The 16,178-nt window shown below is 57.1% G+C and carries 16 protein-coding genes; 1 reads left to right on the top strand and 15 read right to left on the bottom strand.

The window, feature by feature from the left end; all coding sequences use genetic code 11:
• Nucleotides 1-33: 33 nt before the first annotated feature.
• A complete protein-coding gene (locus ACQE3D_RS08250; RefSeq protein WP_427551580.1) occupies nt 34-2,454 on the top strand; it encodes a TonB-dependent siderophore receptor in 2,421 nt (806 codons plus the stop codon).
• 124 nt (nt 2,455-2,578) lie between these two features.
• On the opposite strand, the gene ACQE3D_RS08255 is transcribed toward ACQE3D_RS08250, so the two are convergent.
• From ACQE3D_RS08255 to ACQE3D_RS08325, 15 genes are all read right to left on the bottom strand, one after another.
• The gene (locus ACQE3D_RS08255) at nt 2,579-3,523 is read right to left on the bottom strand and encodes a YbgA family protein (protein WP_427551581.1); all 945 of its coding nucleotides are present in this window, start codon (nt 3,521-3,523) and stop codon (nt 2,579-2,581) included.
• Nucleotides 3,520-4,047: a lipocalin family protein gene (locus tag ACQE3D_RS08260; RefSeq protein ID WP_427551582.1), complete on the bottom strand. Its 528-nt coding sequence runs from the start codon at nt 4,045-4,047 to the stop codon at nt 3,520-3,522. Before ACQE3D_RS08260 ends, ACQE3D_RS08255 begins: the two co-directional genes overlap by 4 nt.
• A complete protein-coding gene (locus ACQE3D_RS08265) occupies nt 4,040-5,440 on the bottom strand; it encodes a cryptochrome/photolyase family protein (RefSeq protein ID WP_427551584.1) in 1,401 nt (466 codons plus the stop codon). Before ACQE3D_RS08265 ends, ACQE3D_RS08260 begins: the two co-directional genes overlap by 8 nt.
• A gap of 3 nt (nt 5,441-5,443) precedes the next feature.
• Nucleotides 5,444-5,953 carry a hypothetical protein gene (locus ACQE3D_RS08270; RefSeq protein ID WP_168028853.1) on the bottom strand — a complete coding sequence of 170 codons (510 nt, stop codon included), beginning with the start codon at nt 5,951-5,953 and terminating at the stop codon, nt 5,444-5,446.
• 15 nt (nt 5,954-5,968) lie between these two features.
• Nucleotides 5,969-6,880 (bottom strand): TIGR01777 family oxidoreductase, encoded by a 912-nt coding sequence (locus ACQE3D_RS08275; RefSeq protein ID WP_427551585.1) that lies wholly within the window; start codon nt 6,878-6,880, stop codon nt 5,969-5,971.
• Between the two features lie 24 nt (nt 6,881-6,904).
• The gene (locus ACQE3D_RS08280) at nt 6,905-7,528 is read right to left on the bottom strand and encodes a sulfite oxidase heme-binding subunit YedZ (RefSeq protein WP_064030848.1); all 624 of its coding nucleotides are present in this window, start codon (nt 7,526-7,528) and stop codon (nt 6,905-6,907) included.
• On the bottom strand, nt 7,528-8,451 hold the full coding sequence (msrP, locus tag ACQE3D_RS08285) for a protein-methionine-sulfoxide reductase catalytic subunit MsrP (protein ID WP_427551587.1): 924 nt from the start codon (nt 8,449-8,451) through the stop codon (nt 7,528-7,530). Before msrP ends, ACQE3D_RS08280 begins: the two co-directional genes overlap by 1 nt.
• Nucleotides 8,452-8,461: 10 nt before the next feature.
• Nucleotides 8,462-9,295, bottom strand: coding sequence for a sterol desaturase family protein (locus ACQE3D_RS08290; RefSeq protein ID WP_071159814.1), 834 nt, complete (start codon nt 9,293-9,295; stop codon nt 8,462-8,464).
• Between the two features lie 17 nt (nt 9,296-9,312).
• Nucleotides 9,313-9,774, bottom strand: a complete 462-nt coding sequence (locus ACQE3D_RS08295) for a PAS domain-containing protein (RefSeq protein ID WP_064030845.1) — start codon at nt 9,772-9,774, stop codon at nt 9,313-9,315.
• Nucleotides 9,775-9,826: 52 nt separating this feature from the next.
• Entirely contained in the window at nt 9,827-10,309 is a 483-nt protein-coding gene (locus ACQE3D_RS08300; RefSeq protein ID WP_071159812.1) for an SRPBCC family protein, read from the bottom strand.
• Nucleotides 10,310-10,405: 96 nt separating this feature from the next.
• The gene (locus ACQE3D_RS08305) at nt 10,406-10,852 is read right to left on the bottom strand and encodes a hypothetical protein (RefSeq protein WP_071159809.1); all 447 of its coding nucleotides are present in this window, start codon (nt 10,850-10,852) and stop codon (nt 10,406-10,408) included.
• Nucleotides 10,853-10,919: 67 nt separating this feature from the next.
• Nucleotides 10,920-12,818, bottom strand: coding sequence for an ATP-dependent zinc metalloprotease FtsH (ftsH, locus tag ACQE3D_RS08310; RefSeq protein WP_071159807.1), 1,899 nt, complete (start codon nt 12,816-12,818; stop codon nt 10,920-10,922).
• Nucleotides 12,819-12,833: 15 nt separating this feature from the next.
• Complete coding sequence (gene hflC / locus ACQE3D_RS08315; RefSeq protein WP_427551588.1) at nt 12,834-13,697, bottom strand: protease modulator HflC; 864 nt, start codon at nt 13,695-13,697, stop codon at nt 12,834-12,836.
• Entirely contained in the window at nt 13,694-14,857 is a 1,164-nt protein-coding gene (hflK, locus tag ACQE3D_RS08320) for an FtsH protease activity modulator HflK (protein ID WP_427551589.1), read from the bottom strand. The genes hflC and hflK overlap by 4 nt, the downstream gene beginning before the upstream one ends.
• Nucleotides 14,858-14,909: 52 nt before the next feature.
• Entirely contained in the window at nt 14,910-16,154 is a 1,245-nt protein-coding gene (locus ACQE3D_RS08325) for a sigma-70 family RNA polymerase sigma factor (RefSeq protein WP_071159805.1), read from the bottom strand.
• Nucleotides 16,155-16,178 lie beyond the last annotated feature (24 nt).

Genomic DNA, 16,178 nt, shown 5'->3' on the forward strand with positions numbered 1-16,178 from the left:
GCATAGGCGCCGCCTTAACGTTAAGGAATCGACATGAAACTTCATCCGCAAACCCTCACTGCCGCCGAGCGCGCGTTCCGGCTCCGTAGGACGGCCTCGGCCCTGATGGTCGGCTGCGTCAGCCTGGCGGCGCTGGCCGACGAGCTTCGGCAATTCGATATTCCGGCGCAAGCCTTGGACGGCGCGTTGACCCAACTGGCCGATCAGGCCGACCTGCGTTTGCTGTATCCGGCCGAGTTGGTCGCCAAATTGCGTTCGCAGCCGCTGACCGGTCGCCATGCGCCGGAACAGGCGTTGCAAATCCTGCTGCACGCTTCGGGCTTGAGCGCTCGGAAGACCGCCGAACACACCTTTACCGTGGAAGCCGCGCCGGCCAAGCAGTCGGCCGAACCGCAATCGGCGGCGACGATGCCGGCGGTCTCGGTGGTCGGCGAAGCGGTCTACGATCTTAACTCGCCGGACAATCGGGACTACGCCGTGCGCACCGCCGCCAGCGCCACCAAAACCGATACACCGTTGATGGAAACGCCGGTCAACATCCAGATCATCCCGAAAGCGGTCTTGAACGATCAACAAATCATCCAGATGACCGATGCGTTGAAGAACGTGGCCGGCGCCACGGTCAGCCACGGGTCCGGCGGCTTGTCGGACGACATCTTTCTGCGCGGGTTTCGGAGCAGTACCTTTTTTCGCAACGGCTTTCGCATCGATAGCCAATTCGCGTCGATCGGTACCCGGCAAATGGCCAACGTCGAACGCCTGGAGGTCATCAAAGGCCCGGCCGCGATCATGTACGGGCGGATGGAGCCGGGCGGCATGGTCAACGTCGTCACCAAACAGCCGTTGGCGACACCGTATTACGCGCTGCAACAGCAGTTTGGATCCTTCGATTTATACCGCACGAGCTTGGACGCTACCGGCCCGCTGACCGACGACGACACCGTGCTGTACCGTTTCAACGGTTCGTTTGAAAGCAGCGCTTCGTTTCGCGATTTGGTCGACAGCGAGCGCACCTTCATCGCGCCGATGCTGACCTGGAACGTCAGCCCGCGTACGCAAATCAGTCTGGAAATGGAATATCGCCACGACAATCTGATTGACGATAACAATACTTGGCCGTATTTGAACGGCGGCTTCATCAACATGCCGCGTTCCCGCAATTTGATGGAAGCGGGTAAAGTCCGGGTCGAGGAAAAACTGATCGGGCTGAATTGGTCGCACCAATTTAACGACGATTGGAGCATCAAGCAGCGCTTTGTCGCCGATTTGCTGGATAACGTTCAGCATTGGACCAGCGCGGCGGCCGATACGTTGTTACCCGGCAACTTGCTGCCGCGCAGCCAAACTTTGATAGACGGCACTCACAACACCTACTTTACGACCCTGGACTTGACCGGTCGGTTCGCGACCGGGCCGTTGGCGCATACCTTGTTGTTGGGCGGCGACTATTACCGCGTCGATCATATTAGCGACCCGTACTCGGCCGAATTGGCGAACATCGACGTTTACCACCCCGTCCACAACGCCGATATTGTTAGCCCTTGGGTTTCCGCGGGCTGGGGCGGCAATAATAGCGCCGATTACATCGGGATTTACGCCCAGGATCAGATCAAGCTGCCGCACGGCCTGCATGTGCTGGGCGGATTTCGTTACCAGTACGTCAAGCAGTGGGATAATTTAAGCCACACCGCTCAACCGGTGGACGACGACGTGACGCCCAGGGTCGGCGTGCTTTGGCAAGCGCAAGATTGGTTGAGTTTTTACGGTAACTACATCGAAAACTTCGGGGTGTCCAATCAGTGGGCCATCTCGGCCAGCGGCAAACCGTTACCGCCAGAGAGTGCCCAGCAGTGGGAGATCGGCAGTAAGTTCGAATTTTTCGACGGTAAATTCAGCGCCACATTGGCGTATTACGACATCACCAAACAAAACGTCGTAACCCGCGACCCGAATTCGCCGCTCAACAGCAACTTCAGTATCGCCGCCGGCGAAGTGCGTAGTCGCGGGCCGGAAGTGGACATCCGCGGCGAATTGCTGCCCGGTTGGAACCTGATCGCCACCTATTCCAACTTCGATACTCGTGTGACCAAGGACAACAACGGTTTGCAGGGCAACCGCCTATACGCGGTGCCGCGTAATGTCGGTAGTTTGTGGTCAACCTACGACGTTCTGGGTGGCGAATTGCGAGGCGTGAAAGTCGGTGGCGGGGTGACCATGCGCGACGGCTCCACCGACGGCACCGGCGACAACTACCAGACCGCCGGCTACGCGACCGTGGACTTGCTGGCCGCTTATTCCTGGAAGGTCGATAAATCCAAATTGACCGCGCAGCTCAATGTTTACAATTTGCTTGATAAAAGCTATTTCACCGATGCTTATATCAGCGGGGCCAGTAGTAGCCGCACCATAGGCACGCCTAGGGCATTTTTGGGCTCGATCAAGTTGGAATTTTAGCGCGGACAACGAGGAGGGATGTCCCATCGTGCGTCCACGACCGGTCGGCCATCGGGTAAGCACAGCGTTTCCTGTTTGCCGACTGCGTGCGGGCTTGTCTGGCTGAATTGGCTGCGGCGACCCGCTATATCGCGTTCAACAGCGCCAATTCCGCCGGGTGCGGCGACAGGTAAAACGATTGGTCGATGAACGGATCGGGTTCGCGGCGGAAGTGGTGTTTCAGCAGCGTTAGCGGCACGATCAGCGGGAGCAGGCCGGTTCGATAGGCTTCGATAGTTTCGACCAGCTCCTGCTTGGCGTCGCTGTCCAGTTTCTGCTTCAAATAGCCCTGGATGTGCTGCAACACGTTGACGTGGTTGCCTCGGGTAGCGACGACCTTCAAACAGGCCATCATGGCCGCTAGGTAGGCGTCGGCGATTTCGGTCAGATTCGCGGCATTGGCGTCGGCGACCAGCCGGCCCAGTGCGCGGGCCTGATTTTGGTCGTGGCTCATCGCGATCAGTTTATGCCGGCTGTGAAAGCTCATCAGGGCGTGTACACCGAGGCCGGCCTCTGTCAGCTCCCGCCAACGCCGCAACACGAATACCCGCTGAATAAAGTTCTCGCGCAAGGCCGGGTCGCCGAGCCGGCCTTCCTCTTCGATCGGCAAATAGGGAAACCGGCGTTGGATAAATCCGGCGAAAATGCCGGTACCGCAACGCGCCGGTATGTCGTTTTTGTAGACCTTGACCCGCTCCATGCCGCAACTCGGCGAATCCTTCTTCAATATATAGCCGCACAGTTCGGCCAACCAGTCGGCCTGCTTTGCCGAGGCTTGTTCCAAACGCTCGGTGACGTCGAATCCGTGGTCCTTGACGCCGACGCAACGTATCACGCCGGGCGAGGTTTCTCGCAGTTGCACGCAAGGGCGTGGGATGCCTAGGCCAGCCTCCACTTCCGGGCAGAAGGCGCGGAATTCGAAGTACTGGCCCAGCGTGCGTTCGATGTAGCTGTGGTATTTGTGAGCGCCGTCGTAACGGACTTCGTGGCCCAATAGACAGCTGCTGATACCGACTGGAATTTTCGTCATGGGATTTGCTCGGATGGTGGGTGCCGGTCGTAAATCAGTTGATCGGTGGCAAAGCCCAGGGTTCGAGCTTGGTCCACCAAGGCTTTTAACGTCGCGGCGGGTAATTGCGGATCGCGGGCCAGTATCCACAAATAGTCTCGGTCCGGGCCGGCGATCATCGCGTAACGATAGCCCGGTTTATCCAAGGCGATGATGTTGTAGGCGCCGTAAAACGGCCCGAAAAACGACACTTGCAAGCGGCCGACAGTGGGCGTCTCGACGAATTCGGCCCGGCCTTCGGCGCTCTCCCGCTCTCCGGCTTCCGCCGAATAACCGCTGTTCAACACCTTGACGCTACCGTCGGAATTCAGACTGTATTCGGCGCGAATGTCGCTCAGGCCGCGTTCGAAGCGGTGATCCAGCCGAGCGATTTCGTACCAGGTGCCGAGGTACTGGGACAATTCGAAATCCTTGACCGCGACGACGCCGTCCGGGATGCCGGTGCAGCCGGCCAGAGTCAGTAACAGTAAACAGGTTTTACGCATCGGAGTTCTCTCGGATCGGTGGCGTGGACAGCGCCTTGAATTGGGCTTTAATTATCTGGCTTTGCGCGCCGTGCTCGACGATCGGTGGCGGATAAACGCCGGCCAGCGGTTGGCTGGCCCATTGGTGTATCACCTTCGCCGAGTAAGTCCGCAATTCCGGCAACCAGGTTTTGATGTAGTTGCATTGCGGATCGAACTTCTGTTGTTGCAGCCAGGGGTTGAAGATCCGGAAATAGGGTTGGGCATCGCATCCGGTGGATGCCGCCCACTGCCAATTGCCGTTGTTGACGCAGGGATCGTAATCCAGCAGATGTTGGGCGAAATAGCGTTCGCCCCAGCGCCAGGAAATATGTAAATCCTTGACCAGAAAGGACGAGACCACCATCCGCAAGCGGTTGTGCATCCAGCCGGTTTGCTTCAATTCGCGCATCGCCGCGTCGACGATCGGGAAGCCGGTCAAGCCCTTGGTCCAGGCCGTGAAGTCGTCAAGATTATTGCGCCAGGGCACGGCGTCGTAGCGGCGGTCGAAAGCCTGCCCGAACACGTGCGGAAAGCGATAGGCGATGTGGCTGAAAAAATCGCGCCAATACAATTGTCGCAGCAACGGATGTTCCGGCCCTAATTGATGCTGAATCGCGGCGTATGCCTCGCGGACCGAGCAGGTGCCGAATTTTAGGTGTACCGACAACCGGCTGGTTTGGGCCAGTGCCGGGAAATCGCGGTTTTGCGCGTAGTCGCGACAGCTCGACACGGCTTGCAGACTTTGCAACGCGCTGGCGCGGCCGCCGGCAATCGGGTTGCGATGCGGACGCCGGTAGCGTTCCGGTAAATCGGCATCGTCGCCGGCCAGAGTGTCGGTATACCAACCCCCGTCGGCCAGCGCTCCCGGCGCAGCGACCGGTATTTGCCGGGCTCGCCGGTAAAACGGGGTGAATACCTGAATGGGATTACCTTTAGCACTGGCGATTTGTTCCGGCTCGGTCAGCAGCAGGTCGTTGGTGATGTGCAAGGCCACGCCCAACGCATTGCAGCATTCGCGGATTTCGGCATCGCGACGCAGACTGAACGGCGTGTAATCGCGGTTGATGTAGACCGCATCGAGGCCGAGCGTTTCGCGGAGCCGGGCAATCAAATCGTGGGGCAGGGTTGCGAAGCAGTACAGCTTGCCGCCGCGGTTAACTAAATCGCGTTGCAGACCGGCGACGGCCTCCAGCAAGTATTGCAGACCGGGCTGGCTTTGATAGGGATGGGGTTGAATTTGGCGAGGATCGAACGCGAAGGCCGTTATCACACGGTCCGCACCGTGCCGCGCGGCATTCAGCGCGGTATTGTCGTCCACGCGTAAGTCTCGCCGAAACAGGAACAGCGCAACGCGATAGGGTTTGTCGCTCATGGCTTAGCAGTCGCCGAACTGTGCGATCATCTGCTGGCAATTGAACAGAATGTTGGGGTAATACCGATAAATCACCCAGCGCAACGCCAGATCGGCAAATGCGGCGATCGTGGCCAGCCTGGCCAGCACTGCCCAATATCTTGCCGTGCAATGCGCCGAGCAGCGCCACACCGCGCCGGTCCAGTAAATCAACGGCATCAGGCAGATGAGGTGTATCGTGATCCAGCTGGCGGCCGTGAACGAACCTTCCTGAAGTCGATAATCGACGCCGAACAGGATCGGATTGTAAATCAGGAAGAACGGCCAGAACGCGCTACTTAGCCTGGTATAGCCCAGCCAACTCCATTGTAGGTAGAGGTATAACGTATTCGGCAGCTTGACTTCCCAGTAAGCGGGTGGCGGCGGCGTTAGCGAGTACAGCAGGATGGTCAGCGCAACGCCGACGGCGAGTGCCTCCCACCAAGCCATGAAGGTGGTGAATTCCAGTAATAAAGCCAGACTGTTGAAGAGCATAGACGGTCGGGATGGTCAGTGGCGGAGTAAAAGTTGGTTTAAAGCGTCGTCCAAACGCGGATAGCGAAAACCGAAGCCGTGATTCGATAAGCGGGTTGGTAACACGCGTTGTCCGCCCAGCAGCAGTTCGGCCATTTCGCCCATTAACGGCCGTAGCAGCCAGGCCGGCAGCGGCAACAGCATCGGCCGACGTAGCGTCCTGGCCAGCGCTTGGCTGAATTGACGATTGTCGACCGGGGTCGGCGCGGTGGCATTATACGGTCCGACCAGGTTGCTATCGTTCATTAAGGTTTCGACGATCGCCAGCCAATCCGTCAAATGTATCCAGGACATCCATTGCCTGCCGTCGCCGATCGTGCCGCCCAGCCCCAGGCGATAAACCGGCAACAGGCGTTGCAGCAGGCCTCCGCCGTTGCCTAATACCAAGCCGGTACGCAGCAAACAGACCCGGCAACCGGACGATCCGGCGACAATGGCCGCCGCCTCCCAATCGGCGCATAGCTGCTGCGCGAAGTCGGGCTTGGGTGGGCTGGTCTCTTCCAATCGACGCTCGCCCTGGTCGCCGTATATGCCGATCGCCGAACCGCTAATCAGGACGCCCGGCGGCCGGGTCGAGGCATTAATCCAGTCGGCCAGTTGCCGGGTGGGGCCGATCCGGCTGTCGCGCAATTCCCGCTTGCGGTCCTGGCTCCAGCGCCGATCCAGAATGCCGGCACCGGCCAGATTGACGATGGCGCGGAATTCGCCGGCATCCGGCAAGTCTGTTAGCGTAACCACGGGCGCGACCCGATCGCCGAAGCGGGCGCGGACTTTTTCGGCGTCGCGGCTGAAGATGTGGACCGAATAGCCTTGCTTGAGCAGGACCTCGGTTAAGGCGCTGCCCAAAAAGCCGGTTCCGCCGGTGATTAATATCGCTGGATTTGCCATCTTCGTCGCCTCGTCGTCGGATCGTCAGTCGCGCTGGCCGGCGCCAAGCACCAAGGCTTGCCGCAGGCTCTTCAACCAGCCAACCAGTCTAAAGCCCAGCAGCAAACCGAGGATGACCAGATAAAAACCGGGCTCGGCCAGATTGCCCTTGAGTTGCCAATAGTAGTGCAGAATCACCAATACCGAGGCCAGATAGATGTAGCGGTGCAGCCGCTTCCACTGTTTGCCCATCCGTTTCATCGCCCATTTCGACGAGGTGATTGCCATCAACAGGATCAGGCTGTACGCGATCAGTCCCATCCACAAATAGTTGCTTTGCAGGACATCCGGCACGATGGCGTCCCAGGCCAGCGCGTGATCGACCCACAAATAGGCCAATAAATGCAGGCTGGCGTAAAGGAAACTGTACAGTCCGAAAATCTGCCGGTAATCGGCCATGCCGCGCCATTTGGATATGCTTTGTACGGGGGTAATCGTCAACGTGATCCATAAAAACCGCATGGCCCAATCGCCGAGCCGAATGTGCACGGCCTGAATTGGATTGGCGCCCAAACGATCCAGTTCGGTATCGGCGATCAGCCACAACAGCGGCAGCAAGCAGACCGCGAGCGTGATCGACTTTAAATGGCGGAGGATGAACGCGGACATTAGAAAAAATGATTCAGGTCCATCTGGCTATAAAGTTGGCCGACTTGGTCGGCATAGCCGTTGAACAATTCGGTTTTGCGGCGCGGCGTGAAAAAATCCGAGCCGAGCACGCGCTCGCTGGTTTGGGTCCAGCGCGGATGGGCCACCGCCGGGTTGACGTTGGCGTAAAAGCCGTATTCGCTCGGCGCGTAGCGGCTCCAGGACGTCAACGGCGCTCGCCGGGTCAATTCGATTTTGACGATGGCTTTGATGCTTTTGAAGCCATATTTCCAGGGTACGACCAAGCGCAGCGGCGCGCCATTTTGCTTGGGTAGATCCCGTCCGTACATGCCGCTGGCCAAAATCGTTAACGGATGCAACGCTTCGTCCAGGCGTAGTCCTTCGACATAAGGCCAGTCCAACATCGCGCCGGCCCGCAATTTGGGCATGGCCTCGGGTTGCGCGGCCGAGGTGAACTTGACGAAACGGGCGGCGGACAGCGGTTGAGCGCGTTTCAGCAAGTCCGCCAACGGAAAGCCCAGCCACGGAATTACCGCGGACCAACCTTCCACGCAGCGTAAGCGGTAGATGCGTTCCTGGCGGGGATGGTCGCGCAGTATGTCCTCGAGGCTGTAGACGCCGGGCTTTTCGACTTCGCCGGCGATTTCGATTTGCCAAGGCTCGACGGCGATATGTCTAGCCAATTGCGCGACGCTTTCCTTGTCGAAAGCTAGCTCGTAATAGTTGTTGTATTGCTCGACCAGCCTGGCCGGGGTAACGGCGTTGGCGTCGGCTATCGATTGCCGGTCTTCGGTCGCGGCGGCCAAGGTCCACGGCGCGGCGGCGGCCAGCCCCATGGCTTTCAGAAGAACGCGGCGGGTTTGGAATGTGGCAGGGTCGGTCACGTCGTGATCGCGAAACGCCGAGCGGGTTTTAATCAACATGGCCGGGACCTCACGGCTTTTTGCTGTTGGGTATCCAACGCAGCAACTTGCGAAACTGGCGTTCGGTAATGAAGGCCAGCGAAAACAATTGAATGAAATTTTCCGCTTCGATCAAGTCCAGTCCGATCTGGGCCGGCGCCAATTCCAGCCGGGTGCCGAACAGCCGGTCCCATATTGCCAGCACGATGCCGTAGTTACTGTCGTGTTCGCTACGCAATTTAGAGTGGTGGGTGCGGTGCAGCGAGGGGGTGATAATCAGTTGCGACAGGGTCTGCTCGTGCGGCACGCGCAGGTTGGCGTGGTGAAAAAAGATGAAAAACAGTTCGATGATTTCGATCGATAGCACTAGATAGGCATCCACCCCAATCAATACCACGAACACGCATTTGTAGAGGATTTCCAGCAACAGGTCGAAGACGTGGAAGCGAAAGCCGGTCGAGACGTTGAAACACTTGTCGCTATGGTGGATTTTGTGGAACCGCCACAGCCATTCGAAGCGATGACTGGCATAGTGCCAAGCGTAAATCGCCAAATCGAAAAAGGCGAAGGCCAACAGCCATTTCACCGGACCGTTGTCCAACTTGCCAAGTAGACCGAAATCGGCGAATTGTTGCGCGACCAGAAATAGCGACGAGGCGCGCAATACCGTCAATATCAGATTGTTGATTAAAAAGGCGGCGGTGTTGGTCACCAGCGATTCTTTGTAGATTTTGGTCGAAAACGGCAAATGGGGCTGACGTTTTTCCAAAACCAGTAAAGCGACGAAGGCGAGAATGGCGAGCCCGAACAAGGCTTGGTTAAAAGCGATCGCGGCGGCGGGTTGGGTATCGATTGCGGCGTTCATTGGACACCTCCGTCGGATTAACCGGTTTGGCCGGGCGTGCTGCCCAGCAGGGCGGAGAGGGCTTGGATTTCGTGGTCGGCGTTGACTTGCTGGGTAATGTCGTATTGCACGCCGAGGTAGTACATCACCCGTTGTTTGTTATCGAACAGCGGGATAATGCGTAGCCGATTGTGAAACAGGGTGCCGTCTTTCTTGTAATTCCGCAGTTCGACTTCGACCGATTCATGCTTACGCATCGCTTCCGCAATTTGGCGGCGGGCCGGCTGATCGCGGTCTTCACCTTGCAAAAACCGGCAATTGTGGCCGACGATTTCATCGCTACCGTATCCGGTCAGGCGCTCGAAGGCCTTGTTGGCGTAAACGATGGGGGCATCGTCGAGATCGGGATCGGCCAACGTCACGCCGTTGACGCATTCGTCGAGTATCGCCGATAGAATTTGCGGAATGATGCCGCTGTCTTTTTTGACTACGAAAGGCATGTTAGTTACTCCCGGTAAGCGTTTTATTTTTATGGTCGAACTTGACGCCAGACTAAGGCGACTCGGCGACGATCAGGTTGCGAATGTTTTCCACGGTATTTTCGGCGCCGTCTTCTATCGCGGCTCGGATCAGTTTCTCGAAGGGCCGCATGAACACGTCGAGATTGAGCAACTCGAAGCGAAAGGTCAGGCGAGTCGGGCTGCGGTCGTTGAGACCTTGGAGTAAATAACTATGCCGATACGGTGACGTCAAGCCGCGAAAAATCAGGGTGTCTTCGGGTTGGTATTCGGTGATTTCGAACACCGATTCGATGGGCTCGCCGTTTTCGAGTATGCATTGTCGAGCCTTGGCGCCGACGAAGACCTCCTCGCCGTCCAGGGCTTGAAACGCCAATAACTCTTCGGCCCATTTCGGGTAATTGTCGAAAAAGCGGGTGCCGACGAAATCGAACACTTCAGTGATCGGTTTTTCGATCTCGACACTGGCTTGGCCGGCGACCGGTCTGGTGGCGTCGAACGGTAGCTTGATAGGCATGGAGTCCCCCTCTCTGAATGCAAGCTTGGTGAAGTCGGCCGGTTTGTCGTTATTGTGGTGCCGGCCGTTGGTCGATTAACTTTGCGTAGTCATCGGTTAATGTCCTCTCGAAGCGGAAGATCCGCCGTGTCGATCTTGGCGGAATGCCGCTAGACCGCCGTACACCAGGTGAGATGCGCCGGCGTACAGGAATAGCTCGGCGTATTTCTCGTCGATTTCGATCTGGTTGATCGAAGCGTAAAACCCCAACGACGCGGTCAACAATAATAAAAACACGCCCAGACCGGCGACCGCGGCCGGGCTGTTGCCGTATAAATAAAAGCTGTAGACGGCAATCTGCACCAGACTCAAGTAAAACATCATCAAGCGCAGATTGTTGGCGAGCGGACCGTACAGGTCGCTGTTATCCTCGAAATAGATGGCACCGCCGAACATCGACAACGCCGAGCTGATCAGAACCAGCAACACCGCGGCGTTAAAGTTGACTTGCAGCAGCAATTCCACGATGTCGAGGGTTTTGCCCGCTAGGGTTTTGGTCTGCATCGCGACACCTCGAAAAAGATACCCTCCAAGAGTGTTGCAGGTTTGGAGGGTATATAGAGGAGGAAGGTTAAGACGCCAGGGCCGGTCCCGGTTCCAGGCTTCCGTCTATTGGGTTTGCGTCGGCGGGCTCCGCATCCGCGTCCTCGGCAACCACCGGTTCCGGCTCAGGTTCCGGCGGTGCGATTTGGTGGCCGCGCATCAGTTGGTCGATTTGAAATTTATCCAGGGTTTCCCAGTCCAGCAGGGCGTGCGCCATGTTGTGCAGGATTTCGATGTTTTCCTTCAAAATGGTCTCCGCGCGGTTGTAATTCGTATCGACCACCGCACGAATCTCGTCGTCGATCACTTGCGCCATTTTTTCCGACATCGGTTTGGATTGCGGGCCCATGTAGCCGCCTTCGCTGTCGCCGTAGTCCATTGGCCCTAGTCGTTCCGACAAGCCCCATTTGGTCACCATATTCCGGGCCAGTTGGGTGGCGCGCATGATGTCGTTCGAAGCGCCGGTGGTGACCTTGTTCTTACCGTAGATCAACGCTTCGGCGACCCGGCCGCCGAACAGACTGGAGATTTGGCTCTCCAATTTGTCCTTGCTGGCGCTGTACTGATCGCGCTCGGGCAGGAACATCGTGATGCCCAGCGCGCCGCCGCGCGGCATGATGCTGACCTTGTAAACCGGATCGTGCTCGGGCACCAACCGGCCGACAATCGCGTGGCCGGCTTCGTGGTAGGCGGTCATCAGCAAATCGTCACGGCTCATCACCATCGTGCGTTTCTCGGCGCCCATGATCATTTTGTCGCGGGCCTTGTCGAGCTCGGCCATCGACACCACTTTCTTGTTGTTGCGAGCCGCGAACAGGGCGCCCTCGTTAATCAGGTTGGCCAGTTCGGCGCCGGAAAATCCCGGCGTGCCGCGCGCCAGATCGTTGATGTTGACGTCCTCGGCCAGCGGCACCCGCGCGCCGTGGACTTTGAGGATTTGCTCGCGGCCCTTGATGTCCGGCAAGCCGACTTGCACTTGACGGTCGAACCGGCCGGGACGCAGTAGCGCCTTATCCAGCACGTCGGCGCGGTTGGTGGCGGCGATGACAATGATGCCTTCGTTGCCGCTGAAACCGTCCATTTCCACCAGCAATTGGTTCAGGGTTTGCTCGCGTTCGTCGTTGCCCAGATTGCCGCTGCCGCGCTGGCGGCCGACCGCGTCGATCTCGTCGATGAAGATGATGCAAGGCGCGCGCTTTTTGGCTTGCTCGAACATGTCGCGGACCCTGGCAGCGCCTACCCCGACGAACATTTCGACGAAATCGGAGCCGGAGATCGAGAAGAATGGTACGCCCGCTTCGCCGGCGATGGCTCTGGCCAGCAGAGTTTTGCCGGTTCCGGGAGGGCCGACCATCAGCACGCCGCGCGGGATTTTGCCGCCCAGGGCTTCGTATTTGCTGGGGTCTTTCAGGAAGTCGACCATTTCCTTGACGTCTTCCTTGGCTTCCTCGACGCCGGCCACGTCGCCGAAGCGAACCTTGACTTGATCCTCGGCCATCAATTTGGCGCGGCTCTTGCCGAAGCCCATTTGGCCGCCGGGACCCGCGCCTTGCTGACGGCGCATGAAATAAACCAGCACCGCGATCAATAGCAAGGTTGGCGCCCACGACATCAGTATTTGAAATAAGGTTGACGGCGGTTGCGGTTTTTCGACTTTGATCTTGACGCCGTATTCCAACAATTCGTCGATCATCCGGGCGTCATTCGGGTTATAGGTGACGAAGCGGGTGCCGTTCTGACGGCGGCCTTCGACGTCGTAACCGCTAATCACGACTTCGGTAACGACTTTGTTGCGGACATCCTCGATGAAATCCGAATAAGAGATTTCGTAATGCGGATCGTAATCAGGCAGGCTGCGGTTGAGCACCGCCGATACCACGATACCGATCGCCGCGATGATCGTAATGAAGATTAAGAATTTTTTCATGGCGCGGTTCCCCGTTTATTTTTCGCTGGAGAAGTATTTGAAAAAGTCCGAATCCGGTTTCAACACCAGGGTATCCTGAGTTTTCTCGAACGAGGTTTGGTACGCCTGCAGCGAGCGGTAAAAGGCGTAGAACTCCGGATTGCGTCCGAAACTTTTCGCATAGATTTCGGCGGAGCCGGCGTCGCCGCGGCCGCGAATGTTTTCGGCATCTCGCTGGGCGTTGGCTACGATGACTTGCCGCTGCTTGTCGGCCTCGGCGCTGATTTGTTCGGCGCTTTCGGCGCCTTGCGAACGGAATTCCCGGGCGACCCGTTCCCGTTCGGCGCGCATCCTTTGATAAACCGAGCTGCTGACTTCCGGTGGCAAATCGATGCGTTTGACGCGGATATCGATCAGGTCGATGCCGAACTTGGCCGCGGTCGGCGCCAGTTTTTGCAGCAAAGTGTTGCGCAACTCGCTGCGGTCTTCGGAGATCAGTTGTTTGATGGTCCTGACGCCGAATTCGCTACGCATCGCGTCCTTCATGATTTGGTCCAGGCGCAGGTTAGCTTGAAACTCGTCGCCACCGACCGTGGTATAAAAAAGACCCACATCACCGATTCGCCACTTGGCGAACGAGTCAACTATAACGTTCTTCTTTTCGGAGGTAAGAAAACGCTCGGACTTGGCGTCCAAGGTCAGCACGCGCGCATCAAACGTGCTGACGTTATTGATGATGGGGGTCTTAAAATGGAGTCCCGGCTTGTAATCGGCGCTAACCATTTCACCGAGACGGAACAGGATGGCTTTTTCATGTTCGCGGACGTAAAACACGGACATGTAGGCCAAAATCAGTAACAACAGACTGCTGGGAATCAGGACTTGGATTCGGCTGCTCATGGTTTGCTCCTGCTTGGGCGTAAATCGCCGCTGCTTTTGCGGGCGGCATTTTTATCTTTTGCGGACGGTTCGATGTTATGCTCGGCTTCTACTCCGCCGGTGGTCGCCGAACTGGCCGGATGGCCGGCGGTTTGCGGTAGCGGCATGTACAGCATCGGGTTGGCGCCGTCTGCGCCCAACATGATTTTATTGGTACTGCTGTACAGTTTTTCCTTGGCTTCCAGATAGAGACGCTTGCGGGTAATCGCCGGGTTTTTCTCGTATTCCACCAATAACTGATCGAAACGTTCGGTTTCGCCCTTGGCTTTGGCGAGTTTCTCAGCCTCGTAAGCCTCGGCCTCCTGGATGATTCGAGACGCGGCACCGCGGGCCTTGGGGATAATCTCGTTGGAATAGGCTTCGGCTTCGTTGATCAAGCGTTGCTTGTCCTCCCGAGCCCGAATCGCGTCCTCGAACGCGCCTTGAACTTCTTCTGGCGGTTGAGCGTCTTGCAAGTTGACGCTGGCGATCGTGATGCCGGTGCGGTAGTCGTCCATCGCTTGTTGAATCTGTTCCTTCAGTTCGGCGACGATTTGGCTGCGGCCCTCGGTCAGTACGAAGTCCATGTTGTTACGGCCGATCACCCCGCGTTCGACGCTCTCGGTGACTTGCTTCAACGTGTTTTCGTTATCCTTTACGCTGTACAAGTAGTTTTTGGCGTTGTTGACCTGATATTGCACCGCCAGACGGACATTGATGATGTTTTCGTCCGCGGTCAACATTAAGGATTCCGCCGGAATCAACGACGATTTGCTCAATCGGCTGGAATCGCGGTAGCCGATTTCGATGAAGCGTTGTTGCTCGACGTTGACGATGGTGACCTCTTCGATCGGCAGCGGAAAGTGCCAATGCGGGCCCGGTAGCGTCGTGTCGGCATAGGCGCCGAAACGGGCAACCACGCCGCGATTGCCTTCTCCAACGATGTAAAAGCCGCTGCCCAGCCAAGCGACGACCAGTGTGCCGCCGAGCATCGAAGCCACCTTGGACATGGAAAACAGGTGTTTGTGATCGTTATAAAAATCGTTGGCCTTGCCCGAAAACTGTCGCCATTGCTTATCCACCTCCAGCTTCCAGTCCGGCTGCGGCTCGTGTTTACCGGTATTTTGTTTTTCTGATGACATAATCACTCCTCTTGTTAAGTGTTAGCCTGACCTGCGTCGTTACTTGTTATAGTTAGCCATCCCTGGGCTCGAGAAATAGCATAAGGTCAAAACCAAACTGTTGTTTCAGTTTTTTTAAGGCATCGTTCTGAATTTGCCGAACTCTTTCCCGGGTGACATGCAGTTGGTCCGCGACGGCCTGTAAGGTCATTTCGGTATGATCGCGCAATCCGAAACGCATCGTCAGAATGGCCGCTTGCTTCTCCGGCAAGGATGCCACCGCTTTGTCGACGTATTGAGCCAAATCCCTTTCTATTAGTTCATCCAGCGGTAAACTGAATTGGTGCTGTTGCATTTTCGCCATCAGATCCAGGCCGTCTTCGTCGTCGTTGACCGCCGCGTCCAGCGAATGAGTCGCTTGGTAGTAGCTGCTGATGGTCTTGATCTCCTGTTCCGACAGATCACAACCCGCTTTCAGTTCTTCAAGCGTCGGCCAACGTTCGTTCTTTAAATAACAGGTACGCATCGCGTCGAACACCGTGTTGGCTTTTTCGGCCAGCGCGACCGGCAGGCGAACGATGCGCTCCTGCTTGACGATCAAGCGGGAAATCGCTTGTTTGATCCAGTAAATCGCATACGTGGAAAAGCAGATACCCCGATCCGGATCGAAACGGTCGACCGCCTTGATGAGTCCCACCAGCCCCTCCTGCATCAAATCGTCGAAACTCAGATTGCTGGTTTTGTATTTGTGGGCGACGAAGGCCACCAGGCCGGTGTTGGCGCTGATCATTTGTTGACGGGCGGTTTTCAATTCCTTTCTGGCCGCCGTCAATCGCGCCTTGTACGCCGTATCCTCGATCAAGGCTTCGGCGCTGGCGGCGACGGCCAATAAAAATACGGGCATGAAGTGCAGTTTGTCCAATAGCGGTAACAGAGTTCGGATGGCGTCGCATTGATTGAGCCTTTGCGGTTCGAAAAGTTGTACAAAGTAATCTTCTTGTACAAGTTCGTCATCGACAATCTGGTCGATTTGATCGGGGCAGTGGCTGCAATCGACGTTCAAACCGATGGCGAGCGTGTCCAACAAGGCTTTGTAGTCTTGCTGACTTCTGGAGGCCACCAGCTCGGAACAATCGCTGCCTTTTTGCAGTTGCCTGATCAATTGTTCGGCCAGGGCTTGTGCGGCGCTCCGGTCGTTCCGAATCAGGACGGACAGATGTTGCCGGGCATGTTCCAGTTTGCCGGCCAGCCGAGAGGTTTCCGATTCTTGCGTCGGTTGAATCTCTTCGAATGCATTGGAAGCGGTGAGCTCTGACATAGCGTTTCTTTTTTTATTTTTAAG

The organism is Methylomonas sp. MS20, from assembly GCF_050275925.1.
Classification (GTDB): domain Bacteria; phylum Pseudomonadota; class Gammaproteobacteria; order Methylococcales; family Methylomonadaceae; genus Methylomonas; species Methylomonas koyamae_A.

Excerpts from the sequence above, each read along its gene's own strand:
- ACQE3D_RS08325 (WP_071159805.1), bottom strand. The coding sequence starts at position 16,154 with ATGTCAGAGCTCACCGCTTCCAATGCATTCGAAGAGATTCAACCGACG.
- ACQE3D_RS08250 (WP_427551580.1), top strand. The coding sequence starts at position 34 with ATGAAACTTCATCCGCAAACCCTCACTGCCGCCGAGCGCGCGTTCCGG.
- hflK (WP_427551589.1), bottom strand. The coding sequence starts at position 14,857 with ATGTCATCAGAAAAACAAAATACCGGTAAACACGAGCCGCAGCCGGAC.
- ACQE3D_RS08290 (WP_071159814.1), bottom strand. The coding sequence starts at position 9,295 with ATGAACGCCGCAATCGATACCCAACCCGCCGCCGCGATCGCTTTTAAC.
- ACQE3D_RS08255 (WP_427551581.1), bottom strand. The coding sequence starts at position 3,523 with ATGACGAAAATTCCAGTCGGTATCAGCAGCTGTCTATTGGGCCACGAA.
- ftsH (WP_071159807.1), bottom strand. The coding sequence starts at position 12,818 with ATGAAAAAATTCTTAATCTTCATTACGATCATCGCGGCGATCGGTATC.
- ACQE3D_RS08260 (WP_427551582.1), bottom strand. The coding sequence starts at position 4,047 with ATGCGTAAAACCTGTTTACTGTTACTGACTCTGGCCGGCTGCACCGGC.
- ACQE3D_RS08275 (WP_427551585.1), bottom strand. The coding sequence starts at position 6,880 with ATGGCAAATCCAGCGATATTAATCACCGGCGGAACCGGCTTTTTGGGC.
- ACQE3D_RS08265 (WP_427551584.1), bottom strand. The coding sequence starts at position 5,440 with ATGAGCGACAAACCCTATCGCGTTGCGCTGTTCCTGTTTCGGCGAGAC.
- ACQE3D_RS08295 (WP_064030845.1), bottom strand. The coding sequence starts at position 9,774 with ATGCCTTTCGTAGTCAAAAAAGACAGCGGCATCATTCCGCAAATTCTA.
- ACQE3D_RS08280 (WP_064030848.1), bottom strand. The coding sequence starts at position 7,528 with ATGTCCGCGTTCATCCTCCGCCATTTAAAGTCGATCACGCTCGCGGTC.
- ACQE3D_RS08305 (WP_071159809.1), bottom strand. The coding sequence starts at position 10,852 with ATGCAGACCAAAACCCTAGCGGGCAAAACCCTCGACATCGTGGAATTG.
- ACQE3D_RS08270 (WP_168028853.1), bottom strand. The coding sequence starts at position 5,953 with ATGCTCTTCAACAGTCTGGCTTTATTACTGGAATTCACCACCTTCATG.
- msrP (WP_427551587.1), bottom strand. The coding sequence starts at position 8,451 with ATGTTGATTAAAACCCGCTCGGCGTTTCGCGATCACGACGTGACCGAC.
- ACQE3D_RS08300 (WP_071159812.1), bottom strand. The coding sequence starts at position 10,309 with ATGCCTATCAAGCTACCGTTCGACGCCACCAGACCGGTCGCCGGCCAA.
- hflC (WP_427551588.1), bottom strand. The coding sequence starts at position 13,697 with ATGAGCAGCCGAATCCAAGTCCTGATTCCCAGCAGTCTGTTGTTACTG.